This is a genomic window from bacterium (assembly GCA_021371935.1).
Classification (GTDB): domain Bacteria; phylum Armatimonadota; class UBA5829; order UBA5829; family UBA5829; genus UBA5829.
In genome coordinates, this window is the sequence record JAJFVF010000005.1 from 57,593 (window position 1) to 77,500 (window position 19,908).

General features: G+C 51.6%; 12 protein-coding genes and 1 tRNA gene. 3 read left to right on the forward strand and 10 right to left on the reverse strand.

Features of this window, described 5'->3' with window-relative positions; genetic code table 11:
* Positions 1-75: 75 nt before the first annotated feature.
* On the reverse strand, positions 76-3,180 hold the full coding sequence (locus tag LLG46_04235; protein ID MCE5322509.1) for a glycosyl hydrolase-related protein: 3,105 nt from the start codon (positions 3,178-3,180) through the stop codon (positions 76-78).
* A gap of 200 nt (positions 3,181-3,380) precedes the next feature.
* Between LLG46_04235 and LLG46_04240 the strand changes: the two genes are divergently transcribed.
* A complete protein-coding gene (locus LLG46_04240) occupies positions 3,381-4,877 on the forward strand; it encodes a fucose isomerase (protein MCE5322510.1) in 1,497 nt (498 codons plus the stop codon).
* On the forward strand, positions 4,874-6,535 hold the full coding sequence (locus tag LLG46_04245) for a ribulokinase (GenBank protein MCE5322511.1): 1,662 nt from the start codon (positions 4,874-4,876) through the stop codon (positions 6,533-6,535). Before LLG46_04240 ends, LLG46_04245 begins: the two co-directional genes overlap by 4 nt.
* A gap of 40 nt (positions 6,536-6,575) precedes the next feature.
* Here the strand turns inward: LLG46_04245 and LLG46_04250 are convergent, their stop codons facing one another.
* Together LLG46_04250 and LLG46_04255 are read right to left on the reverse strand one after the other, a co-directional pair.
* On the reverse strand, positions 6,576-9,581 hold the full coding sequence (locus tag LLG46_04250; GenBank protein ID MCE5322512.1) for a hypothetical protein: 3,006 nt from the start codon (positions 9,579-9,581) through the stop codon (positions 6,576-6,578).
* 218 nt (positions 9,582-9,799) lie between these two features.
* Positions 9,800-10,561 carry a DeoR/GlpR family DNA-binding transcription regulator gene (locus LLG46_04255; GenBank protein ID MCE5322513.1) on the reverse strand — a complete coding sequence of 254 codons (762 nt, stop codon included), beginning with the start codon at positions 10,559-10,561 and terminating at the stop codon, positions 9,800-9,802.
* A gap of 1,090 nt (positions 10,562-11,651) precedes the next feature.
* Between LLG46_04255 and LLG46_04260 the strand changes: the two genes are divergently transcribed.
* Positions 11,652-11,728: transfer RNA gene (locus LLG46_04260), tRNA-Glu, on the forward strand.
* A 151-nt stretch (positions 11,729-11,879) separates the two neighbouring features.
* On the opposite strand, the gene LLG46_04265 is transcribed toward LLG46_04260, so the two are convergent.
* From LLG46_04265 to LLG46_04295, 7 genes are all read right to left on the reverse strand, one after another.
* The gene (locus LLG46_04265) at positions 11,880-15,056 is read right to left on the reverse strand and encodes an efflux RND transporter permease subunit (protein MCE5322514.1); all 3,177 of its coding nucleotides are present in this window, start codon (positions 15,054-15,056) and stop codon (positions 11,880-11,882) included.
* Between the two features lie 101 nt (positions 15,057-15,157).
* Entirely contained in the window at positions 15,158-16,702 is a 1,545-nt protein-coding gene (locus LLG46_04270) for an efflux RND transporter periplasmic adaptor subunit (protein ID MCE5322515.1), read from the reverse strand.
* Complete coding sequence (locus LLG46_04275; GenBank protein ID MCE5322516.1) at positions 16,699-17,955, reverse strand: TolC family protein; 1,257 nt, start codon at positions 17,953-17,955, stop codon at positions 16,699-16,701. Before LLG46_04275 ends, LLG46_04270 begins: the two co-directional genes overlap by 4 nt.
* 127 nt (positions 17,956-18,082) lie before the next feature.
* The gene (locus tag LLG46_04280; GenBank protein ID MCE5322517.1) at positions 18,083-18,346 is read right to left on the reverse strand and encodes a hypothetical protein; all 264 of its coding nucleotides are present in this window, start codon (positions 18,344-18,346) and stop codon (positions 18,083-18,085) included.
* Positions 18,347-18,375: 29 nt separating this feature from the next.
* On the reverse strand, positions 18,376-18,642 hold the full coding sequence (locus LLG46_04285; GenBank protein ID MCE5322518.1) for a zf-TFIIB domain-containing protein: 267 nt from the start codon (positions 18,640-18,642) through the stop codon (positions 18,376-18,378).
* Positions 18,643-18,703: 61 nt separating this feature from the next.
* The gene (locus LLG46_04290; protein ID MCE5322519.1) at positions 18,704-19,150 is read right to left on the reverse strand and encodes a C-GCAxxG-C-C family protein; all 447 of its coding nucleotides are present in this window, start codon (positions 19,148-19,150) and stop codon (positions 18,704-18,706) included.
* A 76-nt stretch (positions 19,151-19,226) separates the two neighbouring features.
* Positions 19,227-19,904: an ABC transporter ATP-binding protein gene (locus tag LLG46_04295; GenBank protein ID MCE5322520.1), complete on the reverse strand. Its 678-nt coding sequence runs from the start codon at positions 19,902-19,904 to the stop codon at positions 19,227-19,229.
* Between the last annotated feature and the right edge of the window lie 4 nt (positions 19,905-19,908).

The following is a 19,908-nucleotide window of genomic DNA, read 5'->3' on the forward strand; positions in this document are numbered from 1 at the left end:
TGGGCCGGGATCGAAAGACCCCGGCCTTTGTTATCTGTACTCTCGATTGTGGATTTGCCCGGCTGTTTCCATTCTCTACTTCTTGACGTAGAGCTTGATAGTCTTTATCTCGCTCTTGCCAAAGTCCAGAGATATGGAGTTGCCGTTGGCTTGCAGAGCCTTGCCCTGCTCTTCCAGCATGTTCGTCTCCTCAGCCTTTATGATGGACCATTTGGTGGAGAGAACTGCCTTGGCGGGTTCGTCTTTACTCTCGAACAGCCTTACGATGACTGCTGCGCCGTCACTTGGCTGATCTTCTGCAAATTTCACAGCCGAGATTATCACACTATCCGAATCCAGGTTAAGCATCGGTTCACCCGGTTTCAGTGCGCCTGCATGCGCAGGCTCCACTACGCTCACCAGAGGCTGGTTCAACTGCGATGCGCCGCATATTGCGCCGGAGTCTTTCCAACTGCCCGCATGCGGGAAGATCGAGTATGTGAAGTGATGCAGCCATTCGTCCGGGTTGTTGTCCGGCTCATATGAAGCTCTGACAAGCGTGAGAGCCAAAGTATTGCCCTGGGCGCTGTGGCCATATTTGCAATTATTGGCAAGTGTGATGCCTGCTTTGGAATCGGACAAGTCCGCCCAGCGCAGTGCCGGCACTTCCTGTCCATTTGCCGTGCGCTCGATGGCTCCAAACGGAATTTCATATGCCGCCTTGCTGTCGCCTAGGTATGGAGTAAAGGTGGTCTTGAGCATGGGTGCGTCGTGCGTTGCACCACCCTTTTCATGCCAGTCGACTTCGGTAACAAAATCGACCCGATCCATACCCATATACACCCTTATCTGCTGGGTCAGGCTGGAACTGAGGAACTTATGCTTCACCTCGATGGCTGCTGCGACCGGTCCGCTCTCCACCACTTTGACCTCGGCGCCGGATATCAGACTGTCCACCCTGGTGATGTCGCCGATATTCCATGCGGACATTGGGTGCGGCTGCTCAAAGTATATCATGAATCTGTTGAGCATACCGGCATTGACTTTACCCTCAGGTCCCCAGCCCTGCTTGGGCTGAGCAAACTCGATATTATCCTTCTTGAGCAGCAGTGAACTGACTGCCCCTGAGTTCGGATTGATACTGACTTTGATGAGATCGTTCTCAACATTCAGTTCGGCCTCATCGGCCTTAATATCGGTGTCGGCCTTTTCATCAACAATTGAATAGACCTTGCAGCCAAGCGACGGCACGTCCTTTGCGACGAACACAAGTTTGCCATCGAGGATTTGAGCCGGGAATAGTTTGCCGGATTCGTCCTTGACCGAGACATTCGTCAGGTCTTTGCCTATCGACTTAATATCTACCTCCACCAGATCCGTGCGATCCCAGGCAAGCTGGTTGATGACCACAACCTTAGGCTCACCAGATCCAGTATCGACCCTGCTTGCAAACTTGGAGGCGGAATCGGATATTATCGACATCAAGGAATCATGCGAGGGCTTGAGAGTCTCGGCGGCCTCTCTATAGGTCGAGCCTATGGCGCACCCGCAGAGTATGTCATGGAACTGATGGAAACACTGGTTCTTCCATGCATCGGCCAGTGTCTTGATCGGATAATCAAGACCAGCATCAATTGAAGCCAAGGCAGCAAGAGTCTCAGCAGTAAGCAGACTCGTCTCACCATATCTGTTGAGCCACTTGATATCGCCATGACTGCTGTAGCAGCCCTCAAAGATCGTATTAAGCTCATCTTCGACTACAGGCAGTTTCGCGCCGGAAGCCTTTATTTTCTCTGAGAAGTTGACAAAGCTGTTCATCTTTGTCTTCGGAAAAAATGGAGTCTTGCCGAGTTCTATGCCCCGCTCGATATCCTTTGCGGTAGCCGACCCGCCGTGATCGCCAGTGCCGTAGACTTTGAGACCAGACTTAACGCCGATCTGATCATTCACCCGCTTTATCGACTCAAGGAAAATCCAGGGCGAAAGATCCCCGCCATAGCCATAGTCATTATATGCCTGCACCTGCGAGCCGTCGGGAGACTGCCACAGAAACGCCGAGTAGCCCTTGCCTGCACGGCAGAAGTAGTAATAATCTATGCCGCTCTTTTTGAGAATCTGAGGATATGTGGCCGGATGACCGAACGTGTCCGGCTCCCAGCATACTCTCGGCTCTATATTAAAATTCTCGCGCAGGTAGCGCTTGGAGTGGAGTATCTGCCTGATAAGAGTCTCGCCCATAGCAGTGTTGAGATCACCCTCGACCCAAGTGCTGGCCGTCACTTCCCACTTGCCCTGAGCAATGCGTTCCTTGATGCGCTCGAAGACGTCAGGGTGATAGTCCTGCATAGCTTTATAGACAGCCACCTGGCTCTGCGAAAACACAAAGTCATCATAGCGGCTCATCAAAGAATCCATAGCTGAAAAATCTCGCTTGCAGAGATCGACAGTTTCGTTCCACGGCCAGAGCCAGTTCATATCAATGTGCGAATGTGCGATGAGATCGATCTCAAATTTCTTTGCATCGGCGTCAAAAGGCATCAGGATGTCTACTGCACTCTTCACGCATTCACTCCAGCGCGACCAGTCGTTGTTTTCAAGGGCATCAAGGTCTATCGCATCCACCGCTTTTTGAAGCAGAGACTCTTTTTCGGTAGTAGGAGCAGACTGAGTATAGTATTTGCACAGCTCGAGCTGCCCGACAAACATATCCATCTCACAGCCGACTTTGTCCAGCGATTCAATTCTTAAGAACGTATCCAGGAAAGCCCCGAAACCATCACCGCTCTTGGCCTTGACGGCGAAGAGCAGCTTTTCGCCGGGCTTGCAACTATCCAGCACCTTAAGCTCTATTGCTCTTGTGTCCGACCAGAACGGCTCATGATAGATACGCTTACCATTGAGGAATATAGTGGAGCCAATTGGAAATATGAAGATGAAATCCGCAGACGAACCTGCAAGACCGATACCGCAGACTTCCTCCGGCAAAATGACCTCTTTCCAGAACCACGCATCACCGCGCGCAGATGACCATGTGTACCCGCTATTGGCAATCTCATGTTCACCCGCAAAGAGAGCCTCGCATGGCTCATCGAAACCATCAACAATCTTGTGGGACCACCCTCTCAAGGCCTCGACCTGTACAAGAGCCTCTTTTTTGTCTTTAATCGATTGAATTGTTCGATCTAAACTGCTATAGTCCATCCGTTTCCTCTCTTGGAAATAGCTGAGAACCATGAAAAGCGCTCAGTCATATAATTGTTCAATGGTGTCCTAAAACGCACCGTATCGACGCGATCAAACTTGTCCACTTTAGCATTTTGAAAGGCACCGGTCAAGCCAATTTGACACTCTTTGCAGCATTATCTACTATATATTTATAACATTGGCAGAGGAGCAATCAAATGAGAAGCACGCCTATCGGGTTGGTTATGCTCAATGATGAGCGCGAGCACGTTTGGACACAGAACGTCAATGAAAATATGGCCGTGGTCGACAAGTGGGCGGCTATTATCCGAAAGGGCATGAGAAATCAGGACGGCAGCGCGCCGGAAGTGATTACGGCGTCAAAGACTATCACATCGGTCAGAGTGGCTCAGGAAGTCGGAGAAGAACTGGCTCGGGCTAATGTAAAACAGCTTATTATGTGCTATAACGTCTGGAACTTCCCCTTCCTCGCCTGGCCTCTGGTAAACAGCCTGGGATCCGATATTCCAATACTCTCGCTGTCTAACAACAACGGCAAATATCCCGGCAATGTGGGTCTGCTGGCAAGCGACGGTGCTTTGAGGCAGGCAGGCAGGCGTACCCATCGCATAGTCGGTGAGATTGATGACCCGGAAGTCCAGAAAAACGTTTTCGCCTGGCTGAGAGCATCACAGGCAGCCACGACCATGAAAAATGAGGTCTATGGTCTCTACGGCGGCCACTCCATGGGTATGGAGACCGGCTATTTCCATTTAACCCCCACCCTGAAAGCATTCGGCACGACTTGCTGTCAGATAGACCAATTGCAGCTTGTCGAGACAATGAAAACTATACCTCAAAAAGAGATCGAGGCCGGGCTAAAGTGGTTTGAGGAAATGCTCGGCGACCGGCTGCTCTATGACGGCAAGATGCTCACCCCGGAAACCCTGAAGACCCAGATCGGGATATACCTGGCGATGGAGGCTGTCAACAAGGAAAAGGGGTTTGACTTCTGCGGTCTGAAGGGCCAGCGGGAGCTTACGGAATATATATGCTTGGGCGATGTGCCTGAGATGATAATGAACGACCCATATGATTGGCGTGGACCCAAAGAGCCTACAGTCTGCGCCACTGAAGCTGATTCGTACGCTGCGATAACGATGCAGTCGCTCAAATATATCAGCGGCGGTCTGCCGACCCTGTTTATGGATGTCCGGCTCTATCACCCAGAACTCGATATCTGGGACTGGTGCAACTCCGGCAATCACTCATCATGGTATGCTTCCCGCAGCTATGACCCGAATGAAAACTTCAAGAAAATCACATTCCATCCGGCGCTGGAATTCTATTTCAAGGCTGGGGGCGCATCCGTTGAGTTCGATGCAGCGCCAGGCAAGATGACCTTCGCCAGGCTGGGACTGTGGGACGAGAAGCCGTTTATGGCGATAGTGCCCGGCGAAGTTGTGGACCTGCCAGCCGAAGAGCGAAAGAGACTCAATGCGCAGACAGACCCGACATGGCCGCATGTGCATGCAAGGCTCGACTGCAGCTTCGACGAATTCCTGTCTGCTTTCCCGGCTAATCATGCTCATGGTGTCTATGGCGATGTGGTCAAAGAGCTTAACTACTACTGCGAGATAACAGGAATCAGCCCGATAATCCTTGGTCCGAGACAGTCAGAGAGAATACTGCCCATTTGGGAAAGGGTCAAGTGATGAAATACGCCCTGGGAATCGACTTTGGGACACTCTCTGCTCGCGCTCTGCTGGTGGATGTGGAAACGGGCAATGAGATTGCGACTAGCGTCTGTGACTATCCGAGCGGCGTGATTGACGACGTGTTGCCCACATCAGGCGCAAAGCTGCCGCCGGACTGGGCACTTCAGGACCCTCGTGATTACCTGACATGCCTTGAAAAAGTCGTACGGAGTGTGATGGCAGATGCAAGCGCAAAGCCTGAGGATGTAGTCGGGATAGGTCTGGACTTCACAGCGTGCACGATATTGCCCATAGACAAAAATGGCGAGCCGCTGTGCTTCGACCCCAAGTGGGAAAAGAACCCGCATGCATGGGTCAAGCTCTGGAAGCACCATGCCGCTCAGCCGGAGGCGAACAAGGTAACTGAAGTTGCCCTGGCACGGGGTGAGACTTTTCTAGACAGATATGGCGGCAAGGTTAGTTCCGAGTGGTTCTTCCCGAAACTCCTCCAGATACTTGATGAGGCCCCAGAAGTATATGCCGCAGCGGATAAATTCATTGAAGCAGGCGATTGGATCGCCATGAAACTTACCGGCGTGGAGGCCAGAAGCGCATGCGCGGCGGGATATAAGTCTATGTGGGACAAACAGGAATGCTTTCCATCAAATGACTTCCTGCGCGCGCTGAACCCGCGGATCGAACGCATAATAGATGAGAAAATGAGCCGCAACATCCTGCCTGTCGGAACAAAGGCCGGCGAGCTGACCCCCATGATGGCGCAAACTTTGGGGATTGAACCGGGAACGGCTGTGGCGGTATCCGTAATAGATGCCCATGCCGCAATTCCAGCCGCCACTGTCACTAAAGACGGCACGATGGTGATAATAATGGGCACCAGCAGCTGCCATATCATTCTCGGCAGTCAGCCTAAGTGTGTCGAAGGCATCTCGGGGTATGTCGAGGACGGGGTCATACCTGGCTACTACGGTTTTGAAGCCGGGCAGTGCTGCGTGGGTGACCACTTCGCATGGTTTGTCGATAATTGCGTCCCGGCATCATATACCAACGAGGCCAGTTCACGTGGAATGGGCATACACGATCTGCTCATAGAAAAAGCCTCAAGGCTAAAACCCGGCGAAAATGGCTTGATCGCACTGGACTGGTGGAACGGCAACAGAAGCGTTTTGGTCGACGCAGACCTCACCGGCATGATTGTCGGTATGAAGTTGGACACTAAACCTGAACACATTTATCGAGCGCTGATTGAGGCGACTGCTTTCGGCACTAAGGTAATCATCGACGCCTTCGAGCGCGACGGCATAGCGGTAGATGAGATCGTCGCCTGTGGAGGTCTGGCGGAGAAAAACCATCTGCTGATGCAGATATATGCGGATGTCGCGAACAGAGAGTTCAAGGTGGCGGCATCGGCTCAGACATGCGCGCTAGGCTCGGCCATGTGGGGAGCAGTGGCAGCAGGCAGAGCAAAAGGCGGTTATGACAATATAACTCAGGCTGCGGAGAAGATGGCGGCTGTAAAGGATATCAGCTACAAGCCCAACCCCAAAAGCCATAGTGTATACTCCAGGCTCTTTGCCGAATATATGAAGCTGCACGACTATTTTGGGCGCGGCGAAAACAATGTGATGAAAGTCCTTAAAGACATAAAAGGCAGCTAATTAATGATGGGCCGGAGAAACCCCGGCCCATCAGACTTATTTACTGCTGACCTTTTGTGTAGTTTGTAATCAGTGCGGATGCGCTGGTCAGTGTCGGAGGATTGGTGGAGGTATCTAGTATTCCTCTGATACTCACAAAGTCATCATCGTCTACACCGGTGACCGCATTATCTGACATTACCACATTTACATTCACACTGGACCCATCGTTGATGCTGAAGTGAGTCGAATCGATTACGCTTGCCCGGCCATACAGCCTGAAGATGAACTGCCCACAAGCATCTGCCATTATCGGGTCATTCAAAGACCTGCCGTTCGCCGCCACAACCATGGCCGTCCTGTAAAACGCGCTTGAATCGGTAGAGGAATTGCCCGCTGCATCCGTTGCAGTTATGCACACGTTATGATTGCCTATCTCGGGCAGTGCCGTCATATCACAAATCCATGAATTCGATGCGTATTCTCCGCATATCAATTTATTCTGAAGAGACATTTCATTTGCAGACGCTGAGGCCACACCCCAGTTATCGACTATAGTGGCATCGACATTCAGTATATCCCCTGCAGCAAACATGCATGGGGTAGTTCCGTATGGAGTCCTGATGCTGACACCGGATATCACCGGTCCGGTGGTATCAAGAATTATAGTATCACAGACGGGCACTGACTCATTGTCGTCATCGTCTTTGAACTTGGCATATACGCTTTTAATACCGTCACCATCCGTCAATGTCCAGTTCTTTGTACTACTACATAACTCCCAGTCTCCATATGTAACACCATCATTGCTGAAACACATTTGCGAGGCAGTGCTCTCCGATGACATGGCTATGCTCAAGCTTACTGCCGTGGAATTGGTGCAGGCATCTCCCGAGTTTATGGTTATTGAGGCGGAAGCATCGCCATCGGAAGTGACCATATCAGGCACCTTAGCAGGTGTTATGTGAGATGTAGTGGTGCCATCACCAAGTTGGCCATAATAATTATCGCCCCACGTCCATAATGTGCCCTCACAGCCGAGAGCAATGCTGTGATACACACCTGCAGATATTGCCTTTATGTTACTGACGATCGGCACTTGAAATGGAACGGCATGAGTATATGTCGTACCATCACCAAGTTGACCGCGTTCATTCCTTCCCCAAGCCCATACTGTGCCGTCATTTTTTAGTGCGAGGTTGAAATAATTATAACTCGCACTAATCGCCGTGATTCCTGTAAGACTCTGTATTTTACTTGGTGGATAACTTCCTGTTGTAGTTCCATTGCCAAGCTGACCGTAACTGTTGCGCCCCCAAGCCCATATGGTACCGTCGCATTTAAGTGCTATGCCGTGATCATTGCCTGCAGATATTGCCACAATTCCACTCAGCCCGAGAACCTGAATGGGGATGGTGCTATCTTGCAATGTCTCACCGCATAGGTATCCATGGCCCCATGCCCATACAGTGCCGTCGTTCTTGAGCGCAAGAGCATAAAAATAGCCGCATGCAACAGCCACTACACCAGTTAAACCAGACACCTGAACCGGATATGATGTGCTTGTTGTTGTACCATTTCCAAGTTGACCGTAGTTATTCTGTCCAAAACCCCATACGGTACCGTCGTGCTTTATGACTAAAGTATATCTATTGCCTGCATCAACTGCTATCGCGTCTGTTATTTCCGATTTTTGAACAGGCGACAAAATTGCTGATGGAAGTAAATTCTGTCCCCATATCCACACCGAACCATCATTTTCAAGCGCGGATGTATGCATGCTCCCTGCCGATACCGCTAAAGTTCCCGTCAAATTTTTCGTCATCACCGGACGAGGTCTGCTGGTTGTTGTGCCATCGCCCAGTTGACCATAATTATTCTGCCCCCATGCCCATACAGTGTCATCGCTCTTGAGCACAGTATTATGGAAAACGCCCGCTGATATAGCCACTACCGGGCATAGGCCTGCTGCTTGAACCGGGGTGTCACTGTTACTTTCACAGTAAATTCCTAGTTGACCGTAACAGTTGCTTCCCCAAGACCACACGCTGCCGTTATCTTTGAGAGCCGCCATATGTATGCAACCAGCAGCTATTGACTTTACGCCTGTTAAAGTTGCCACCACAGTCGGTGTAGAAACATAGCAAGATTGACCAGTAAGATCGAAGCCCCATGTCCATACGGTACCGTTGCTTTTTATGGCAGCGCTTATGTCATAGCCCGCTGCAATAGCAATTACGCCTGTGAGTCCTATTGCTCTGACGGGGATGCTGCTGTTATCTGTCGTCCCATCACCAAGTTGGCCGCCATTGTTCATTCCCCAAGACCACACGGTGCCGTTGCCCTTTAAAGCAACTGTGTGATAGGTACCTGCCGATATGGCAGTCACTCCGGTCAATCCAAGCACTTGAACGGGAAAAGTACTGTTGATGGTTGTTCCATCACCAAGTTGGCCAAAATAGTTCCAGCCCCATGTCCACACATTACCGTTGCTGTCGAGAGCGACAGAATGTCCATAACTTGCAGCTATGTTAGTCACATTTGATAGAGAAGATATTTGAACCGGAGTCATGCTGCCGGCGGTTGTTCCATCACCAAGTTGGCCATAAGCGTTGTTGCCCCATGCCCACACTCTGCCATCACTATCAAGCGCGAGAGTATGGTAATAACCGGCCGCCACTGCTACCACATTTTCCAGACCTGTGACCTGGACTGGAGTGCTGCTGGTGGTAATAGTTCCGTCGCCAAGCTGGCCATAATCGTTACGTCCCCAGGACCATACAGTGCCATCGCTCTTCAGAGCAACGCAATGTGCCTTACCCGCAGCGATTGTAGTGACCTGTGTGAGATTCCGCACCCTTGTTGGATAGTAATGAGATTGGATTGTTGCATCACCAAGCTGACCGCTCTCATTTGCTCCCCAACCCCATACAGTGCCATCGCCCATAAGGGCTATGGTGAAGTCTTGACCAGCAGCAATCGAGGTGATTTGCGCTCCTAGCACGTATGGGCATGCGCACATGATTAGAGCAAAAACAATGAGCAGTATTACCACTTTCCCTTGCATTTGAGAAACCTCCATTGGGTTACTCACATCTGCTGCCTTTCAGAGTGAGTGTGGTCTACTGCCCGCTCGCTAACTTATAAATATCCTACAATCGGCACATTGTCAAGTATCACGAACTATTTTTTGCTTTATATGCAGCCAGGCGAGCAAAAGATGACAGGTGATAAAAATAATGAGGTAAGTAAGGATGCAAGAATCGGCTCTCGGTTATTTATCGTCTACTCGACATCTTCCGTAATCATGACCTTGACGCCTCGCTCTTCAAGATTCGCGCGGTCTCGCGGAGAGATGCCGGAATCGGTTACCAGATATTGAACCTGCTGAGGAACCGCAAAACGAGCAAACGAACGGCGACTGAACTTGGAACTGTCCGCCACCACTACAACACGAAACGTGGAGCGTATCATTGCCTGCTTCAGTGACGCGGCTTGTAAATCGGCAACATAAAAACCTTCACGGCTGTCTGCACCGTCACAGTCAACAAATAGGGTGTCAACCGTCAAACCAACAAGCGCCTGTTCTGTCAAAGGTCCAAAGAGACTGGGGCAGTCGTCTCTGAGAAAACCACCTAGGAGCAGAATTTTGATACGTGAACCGTATAGAGCCTGCGCAACACCCAGAGATGTTGTAGCCAGCGTGATTCCAATCTCACGGGGCAGCTGAAGGGCTACCTCAAATGAAAATGGACCACTATCCACCATTACGGTTTCCCCGTCACTGACCAGGCTCGTCGCAAGTTTTCCCATCGCTATGCTTTTGGATGAACCGTCCTGTTCTGGGATCGCACCGCGAAGATAACGCAGCTTGCCGGCAAGTATCGCCCCACCATGATTGCGAATGGCAAGGCCTTCATCCTCAAGATACGACAAATCTCGTCGAATTGTCATTTGGGAAACGCCAAAACGCTCAGCCAATTCCTGAACGTTTACTTCTTGCTCTGTTGTTAAAAGCTTACTTATTTCTGTTTGGCGAAGGTTCATTTTTGCTGTCTCGTATCAACAACTGGATTGGTTTTCATATACTACATGTTACAGCATTCGTTGCGCAACATCATTCTCTTTCTGCCGACAAATGTAACTAAACATTAGAGATGGTTCAGCTTATGGGAATTAATTAAGATCGGTGGGAGCATCACTCTACCAGCACGCTCATTATCAACTCTTACTGAGCCGTAAATCAGTAAAAAACAGCTAGCTGAATCTAACAATAATAATAGCACTTTTCCATCAATATAACAGCATAGCAGAAAACAATTTTTAATTGCCCTATACCCAAAGCATCTTGCTGAATATGGCCTTCTGCAATGAAATACATAGCATATAAATAGATGTTGTCAATCTGACAACCTGCCCATACTACCACATTGCAAGCATATATTTTTGCCAAAATCAGTCGTAAATTAATGGTGCCAGCGTTTGATTAAGTAAACTACTTATGCACTCTAATAGATACTGTATTATGTATGACCTCGCATTTTTTGTCAACAGTTCAGTTGACATATAACTACTCACTCTTTGTGAGTATTATTTACTGCGCACAAATCTGGGGTATCTTTTGCGGAGCGGGTTCCACCACTTATCTTCCGAGATATCACAGCGGGTATTATCGCACGCTCGACAGCATTGTTGCTAGGAGCACATTCACATGCTCAACGAATGTAAACATCTCCGGCATATACTGACATTATACGCTTACACAGCAGATGCTGCGGAGATCCCTAATCATGCAAGTAAGACTCCACTCGGCTTGATAGATGGGGTAGCACTACTGTCTTTGCCACCACTAGAGAACATTTTCACAACATCTCGACATCAGCCATTAATGCCTCAACATCTTGTTACTGGCGCAAAATGATCTCGATCAGCTCTTCTCGCGCCAATCAGTCGTATTCGCTCATATATTAAGTGTACGTCAGACTGCAAAAGTCATGCTTTATCCCCAAAAACACTTTCACTTTTTTCAGAACAGAGCAAATACTTAGGAAGAGTGAACTCTTGCGTTGACAGTATTGACATGGTTCTTCTGTATTTGCTATACTTTTTGTGCGTTTCAACGAAATGCACAAGATGTGGCCCCGTCGTCTAGTGGTCCAGGATGCATGGTTCTCAGCCATGAGATCGAGGGTTCGAATCCCTTCGGGGCTACCAAATGTAAAGCGGAAAACTCTCTCAACCGAGGTTTTCCGCTTTTTGCGTGTTTGGGGCTGTGTGCTGACACAACTCATAGGAAACCAGGTTAATCGCTCCAATGTCGTCGGACTTGCTGGATGAGTCCCTTGAATGCACCTCACAGCCGGTCTTAAGAGTTCATAGTTTCCACAGTTCTCGCATTCTCGTTTCTGTCTCCATCAGTGCGTTTGTCCCAATAGGCCGATCCACGGTTCTTAATTTCTTCCAGCGCCATGTACACCGCCGGAAGAACCAGCAATGTGAACAAAGTCGATGTCACCAGGCCGCCCACCATTACAATCGCCAGCGGCTTCTCTATCTCTGCTCCGACCCCTCGACTCAAAAGAATCGGTAGAAGCCCTAGGGCGGCGCACGAAGCTGTCATCAGTTTCGGGCGAAGCCTTTGCACGCTTGCAAGACGGATCGCCTGCTCTTTGGAATGTCCGTCGGCGATGAAATCACTGGTTTGTGTCAGCAACACCAGGCTGTTTTGTACCGCAATGCCAAAGAGGGCGATAAACCCAACAGCCGATGAGACATTCAGGCTTTCTCCAGTGATCAACAATGAAGCTACTCCGCCGATGAACGCGCTTGGGACGGTAGCAAGGATGATCCCGGCGTGTGAAGCTGAGCGCAGTGCGAGAAATAACAGCATGAATACAATAGCGAGCGCGACGGCTGTTGCGAGCATCAACGACTTCATCGCCCGCTGCTGGTTCTGAAACTGCCCACCGAAGACCACATAGTAATCTGAAGGAAGCCTGACATCTTTAAGACCATTCTTAATATCCGATACCACACTGCCGAGATCGCGGCCCTGAATGCTCGCGTCGATGCTGATGCGCCGGTTCATCGCTTCACGCCAGATCACGTTCGGGCCTTGCGACAGGCTCACGGTCGCGACCTGCGAAAGTGGAATTTGCGAGCCACTGGGAGTATCGACCATCAGGTTCTTGATTGACTCGATATCACCCCTAAGCTGGTCTGGAAATCTCACAAACACACCATAGCTGCGTTGGTCCTTCCAGACCTGGGTGAGTTCTTCGCCACCGATTGCCAGTCGAACCAGCTCGGAGATATTCACGACAGAGACTCCATAGCGCGCGGCTGCCTGCCTGTCTATCTGCACCTGAACCTGCGGAATCCCTGAGGCCTGATCCAGCTTCACATCCGCCACACCGCGAGTCTTCCTTACAATCCCCTCGATCTGAGAGCCGATCTGGGCGAGAGTCTGAATATCGGGACCGAAGAGCTTGACCTGCAGCGGCGCGGGAGTGCCTTCCATGCTCTCGTCTATCTTGTTCTGTAGCGGCTGAGTGAATGCAACCGCGACCCCCGGTATTCGCTCGATCTGCTCACGAACTTCCGCCATCAACTCATCGGCTGGCTTCGAAAGCTTGTTTTTGGGCTTAAGGTTTACCATCATCTCGCCCGAGTTGACCGGCAGCACGCACCCGATTGCCCGTTCGGAACGGCCGTTACGGCGAATCACACTCTCAACATCAGGATTCTTGGCAAGAAGTCGCTCGATCTGACCGGTGATTCTGTTGTTTTCTTCAAGTGAAGTCTCTGGAGGCGTTACTGTGGATACGAACCATGCGCCCTCGTCGAGCTTGGGCATGAAGTCCTTACCAACCGCCAATAGCCCAAGGGCAGTCGGTATGAGTAGCCCAAATGCGATACCGATAACCTGCCACCGGTGCTGAAGCGCATACTCCAAAGCCGGCACATATCCCCGCTTGATCCACTTTACAAAGCTCACTTCGCCTTCGGGATCGTCGCCGTCCTTAGGGTGCAAAAACCGAGTGGCGAGCACCGGTGTGAACGTGAGCGAAAGTGCCAGCGCAACCAACATCGCGGCAGCCACCGTCACCGCGAGCGGTCTGAAGAGAAGCCCTTCGATTCCGCCCATCAGGTAGAGTGGCAGGAAGACCGCTATGATTATGAAAGTGGCGAAGGCTATCGGCCGCCCAACTTCGATTGAGGCCTTATGAGCAATAGCTTCCTTTGTATGGGCATCATTCAGATTTCCACGGTTTTTGTGGAACCGGTGGTAGATATTTTCCACCATAATGATCGAAGCGTCGACCATGATCCCGACGGCAATAGCCAGCCCACCGAGTGACATCGTGTTCAGCCCGACGCCGAGCTGCCTCATCAGAATGCCTGCGATCATAACCGAAAGCGGGAGCGAAGCGGCGACAATGAGCGTGCTGCGGAAGTGTCCCAGGAACACTAATAGCACAAGAATAACCAGCACCGCTCCTACCAATATTGCACGCGTCACACTCGAAAGCGAGTGCGAAATCAGATGAGTCTGATCGTAGTAAGGGGTCAAATGGACGCTTTTGGGCAGGGACGAGCGCATTTCCTCGATTGCCTTTTCTACGCCCTCGACGACAGTCATCGTATCCGCATTGGGCTGCTTGATCACAAGCGCGACCACGGTCTCCTTGCCGTTTTTGCTGGCGATACCCCTGCGGATGGCGGTTCCGTCCACCACATCCGCGACATCACGAACAAACAGCGGTACGCCATTGCGCTCGGTTATTACCGTGTCCCTGATATCGTCAATTGAGTTGAGCCTGCCGATGCCGCGCACGGTATACTCGGTCGGACCGGTGCTGATGAAGCCTCCGGCGGCGTTTTCGTTGCTGCTTTTGAGCGCTTCCTCGAACTCGGCGAGCTTCACGTTGTGCGAGCGCAGTTTCGCAGGCTCTATTGTTACTCTGTACTGGCGCATGCGACCGCCGGTGTTGAGCACTTCGGCGACACCTGGAACCGTAAGCAGGTTATAGCGAATCTGCCACTCTGCGATCTCGCGCAGTTCGGTAGGAGGCAGGTCGCCCTCGATGGCAAGCTCGTAGACTTCCGCCAGGCGAGTCGTTGCGCTGGAAAGGTTCGGCGGTTCAGTGCCAGCAGGAAGTTGGGCGGCAACCTGGCTCATTCGCTCGGTCACAAATTGCCTCGCGCGCCAGAATTCGGTCTCGATGTCGAACTCTACTACCACCGAGGAAAGACCCTGGGTGGTCTGGGAACGAATCCGTCGCACTCCCGGCAGGCCATTCATAGCCGACTCCATCGGCCGGGTAATCATAGTCTCGATTTCTTCCGGAGCCATGGCCTCGTTTTCTGTCACGATGGTGAAGACCGGAATGGTGATGTCGGGGTAGACGTTGCGAGGCATCTGGTTGTATGCCGATATGCCGAAAACCAGTGCGAGCCCCACCAGCATCAAAACGACTGCCTTCTGCCGGAACGAGGCATGTATGATTCTGTCGATCAGACTTCCATGTGATGAATCCATCTTTATCTCCAAGAATAGCATCAATCTTCAGACGACAAACAAGCTTACAACTGATATAAGCTTTTTAAGCTAAACAAGCGGGCAACCGCCATAGGCGGTTCCTAGTGATCCGTGCATCCGGCTTCGAGCTTGCCGGAACTCATGGCGGTCTTAATCTGATACGCCCCGGTGGTGACAACGGGCGTCCCCGGCTCAAGGCCGCTGAGTATCTCTATACGATTGCCGCGCATCTGACCTGTCTTGACAATGAGCTTGTCATAGGCCCCGCAAGCGTTGGTTCCGGCTTTCTTATCTTCCGGGCACTCCATGCACGGCGTATAGACTATCTTGCTGCCCGAATCGTCCAATACGGCATCTTTGGCTACGAGCACTGTTTGCCCTCGTTTCGATATAAGCAGGTTCATCCGAGCGAACATTTCGCCGCGCAGCAGACCCTGAGAGTTGGTGACGATGCAGCGCACTTTTGCAGTCCGTGATTCGGCGCTGAGAATGTCGCTGATGGAGTCGACTTTGCCGGAAAACGTCCTGTCCGGGTAGGAATCCACTCTGATTTCGACAGACTGTCCCTTATGCACCCTCGATAAATCCTTCTCATACACATCACCTTCAACCCAGACTTGGGAAAGGTTCGCGACAGTAAAGAGCACATCGGATGGACTCACCGTCTCACCGACATTTGTGTTGCGCGCGACTATCCGTCCGCTTATTGGTGAGGTTACGGCGATGGTGTCGCCCGAGCCGGTGGGTGAGGCTCCCAGCACGCGTATCTTATCCGATGCGGATTGCAGCTCTATGCGCGCAGAATCGACTTCCGCCTTCGCGCTCTGCAGTGATCTCAAATCCACCACGCGGCTCTTCTGGACTTTTGTCTCGCGGGTAAGATATTGCTTGGATATCTCCAGCTTAGACTCAGCTTTTTCGACACGTGTCTGAGCTTGATCCACTTTTGACCTTGCCATATCCACCGACGCCGAGTCGCGCTTATACTCCGCCTCGGCAGTCTCCAAGTCCTGTTTGGAGACGATTTTGTCGGCGTAGAGGTCCTTCGCACGCTCAAAACGCGCCTTACACTGGGCCAGTTCGCTTTCTTCACGGGTGACCTCGCTCTTTGCCTGTGCAAGTTCACTTTTGGCGTCTGCCACTTCACCCTGTGACGCTAGGACGTCTGCTCGCGCCTCCTCCACCGGGCGCATGCTTGCCGCGCCCAGCTTTGCAACCTGGGTCTCGCGCTCATAGTATTTACGTGCGGCTGATAGTTTGGCGACGGCCTGCCTATATGCCGCTCTTGCTTCGGCCAACTCTACACTGGAAATCACAGCCAGAACCTGTCTCCGGCTGACGACGCTGCCGACTGTGCCATGCGCCCCAACTACCTTGCCCTCGATCCGCGAGCTTATCTTCACGAGCCTGTCCGGTGGAACGGTGACTTTGCCGGTGACTGAGACGGATTCCCATCCTTCGCCTGCCGCAGCAGGCTCGATCTTAAGCCCGGCTATCTCAAGTTTCTGACCACCGGATTCTTCATTATGCTCTTCGTGTGTGGACGCATTTGACTCAGCGGAAGCGTTCTTTCTCATTAATGTGTATGTAATTCCGGCAGAAGCGAATGCAACAGCCAGAAGTATAAACAGATAGTGTATCTTCACTTGTTTGCCTCCAGAGTTTTCATTTGTGAGACGGCGCAGCCCGAAGCCCACTCCAGTTGCGCGAGTGCCTTAGCGTGCTCGGCGAGAGCGGAGTAGTAGTCTGACCTGACGCTCCTGAGCGTCCTTTGTGCCTCCAAGACTTCGAGGTAGCTGCTGGCGCCTTTTTCGAAACCTTTACGGGCCATTGTCGCCAATTCTTCGGACGTGGTCAGCACACCGCCCTGATACTCGCGCACCACTTGCGACGCCGTGTTCACTCGCTGGACAGCCTGCTCAATGTCCAGTGAGATATTGTTTCGAACCGCCTCCACTTGCTTTTCCCTGCTTCGCGCGGCCAGGCGTGCCCGACGCTCTTCCGCGCGTGCGGAGCCCCAATCCAGCAGTGGCAGATTGATAGCGATTGCCACGCCGTTGTCGCTGTCGTTATCGAACGACTCCCTGCGGGCTTGCAAGGCGAGGTCGGGAACACGCAGAAGCTTGGCGGCTTTTATTTGTGCCTGGGCTGAAGTATATTGCGCACATGCAGAGGCAATTTCAGGACGGCGGGCCAGCGCCGACGTGAGCAGACCCGCGCAGTCGATGCATACATCGTTGAATATGAGAGGCTCGCTCACAGAAAACACATTGTTGGTCGGACAAGCCATAAGGGTGTTTAGTTCGGCCATCGACTGTTGCAGCCCAAGCTGAGCCTGGGAGAGTTCCTGTCTTGCCCGCGCAAGCTCCACATCCATCTTTAGAACCTGTGCTCCCGGCGCGGTGCCGACGTCGTATTGCTTCTGCACAGCAGCGCGGACGGTCTCCAGGTATGTGATATTCTCCTGATTGAGCTTTACCAATTCCTGAGCCCGGGCAACATCCCAGTAACTTTGGTTTACACGCAATAATATTTCTCGCCGTGTCGTGTCGGAATCGTAGCCGACAGCAGTCGCTTCAGACGAAGCTATCTGTCCTCGCACTCTTCGACTGCCGTTGATTTCCAGTGGTTGAGAGAACAGCAGAGCTGAATCCGACCCCGCATCGCCGACAATAGATGGAGCCACAAGAATCTCCGGATTTGTGAGAGCATTCGCTCCCTTGGCTGATTGTTTGGCCGCATCTGCTGATAACCGACCGGCGGCCACAGTCGGGTTGTTCTTGATTGCGATATCCAGTGCCTGCTGCAATGATAGGTCTTCTGCCACTACTCCTGACGCAGCAGCCATCACCGCAAAGCAGGCGAACATTATCCTGCACGCGCGATAGCATACAAACATATCCATATCCTCATTGTTGACTTTACCCGCATTATTCACGAGGAACGTGAATAATGCTCTCGGAGACCCGGATTATGCGCGAAGTGCATAATCCGGGTTTAGTTGGGTTTGTTAAAACATACTGAGGTTACAGAACAGCGACAGGTGGGCGGAAGATGCCATCTGTCGTGACGCTGGGAGTAGTCACTCTGTGGTTTAATGCAAATGCAGTATATGTGATGTCAGGATTGATCGAGCAGTGCTGGATAATTCCACAGCGACAGGCGTGCACGCATGTCCCGCAGCAGTCGCATCCATCACAGCAGTCGCCGTGACAATCTGCGAAGGCCATGCCGCAGGATATGACAAGAATTACCATCGCCAATAATCTGATTATCCAAATAGTCTTCATCGAACGTATTATACCATAGGTTTCAAAATTTAATCGCCGCCGAAAGATTCAAAGATATCCGATATCCACGACTCACGACGCCGGGGTTGACTTGTTTTCCTGTCAGTGTAGTCACGATGCTCGTGCTCATCATCGTGTTCTTCACGATGGTGACTAGTCCTCTCGCTGGCTATCCGCTTCTGGTCCAAATCGGAAATCTCTGATTGCGCAGGATCACCCGATGACGCAATTTCGATTATCTTATCGATCTCACCACGATCAAGCCAGACACCCTTGCAGGCTGGTAAACTACGTATTCACAGATACGCAGCAGAGTGGATCACGGTTCCCATCATATCGAGCCGGTGAATCTGCATTTCACAACTCCCTAATGATGATCCGCGCTGTCTCAAGTGCCACCTCGCCCGTGAACGACACGCATTGTTTCATATGCTCTGCCGATCCGAGTTCCATTCCGTTGGTTAGCACACGGCAACACAGACACTTGTGCCTATCCCGGAATATGTCGTGAAGTTCCCTGGAAAGCATCATGCACTTGTTCACTGCTTCGTCCTTGGGCTTCTCTCTCCCGAAGAACATTCCGAGCGCCATCACGCCGCCTGCAATCGCACCGCACATGCAGCCCGAACCTCCGATTCCTACGGGGAATCCCGAGGCCATGGCTATTGCGCTATCGGGTACCGGCAAGCCGAACTCGTCTCTAATAGTCTTTACAATGGATTCCGAACAGTAGTAGTCACCATCGCGGTAGTATTGCTCAGCTATAAGTCGAATTCTATCGAGATCAAAATTTTTAGGATTCAAGTGTGGTTTCTCCTCCTGATGGTTTTTGAAATGTGGACAGCGATTTGGCGTTATCTGGCGTTCGCTGCCCAGACTTTCATCCGGCCTGTGCTTCTATCTTGCCGTCTACAAGTTTCTCCACACGACCCGCATGCGCGGCCATTCTTGGGTCATGAGTAACCATGACGATTGTGATGCCCTCGTCGTTCAGTTCCCTGAGCATGCCGGCCACACTATCGACGGTTGCCGGGTCCAGGTTGCCGGTGGGTTCGTCTGCAAGGATCATAGATGGACTGTTCGCCAAGGTTCTCGCCAGTGCGACCCGCTGCTGCTGGCCGATGCTGAGTTCCGACGGCTTGTGGTGGAGTCGGTCGCCCAGCCCTACGCGCTCAAGCGTGGATTGTGCGATTGCCTCCTGCTCATCACGGCTCTTTCCCGCGATCATCAGAGGCACCTGAGTGTTTTCAAGAGCCGTCAAGTAAGGTATCAGGTTGAACGTCTGGAAAAGGAAACCTATTTTTGACCGCCTCAGCTCGATCCTGTCGGCGGGTTTCAGATCGTATATGGACGTACCGTCTACCATGACTTTGCCCGACGTAGGATGTATCAGCCCACCAAGACTTAGGAGCAGCGTCGTCTTACCGCTGCCGCTAGGTCCGACCAGGGCAACATAGTCACCTTTTTTTACGGTGAGATCTACACCCGCAAGGCCGGAGACTTCTTTCTTTCCACGTCCGTAGTGTTTGACCAATGATTGAGTGGCTATGATTGCCATAAAG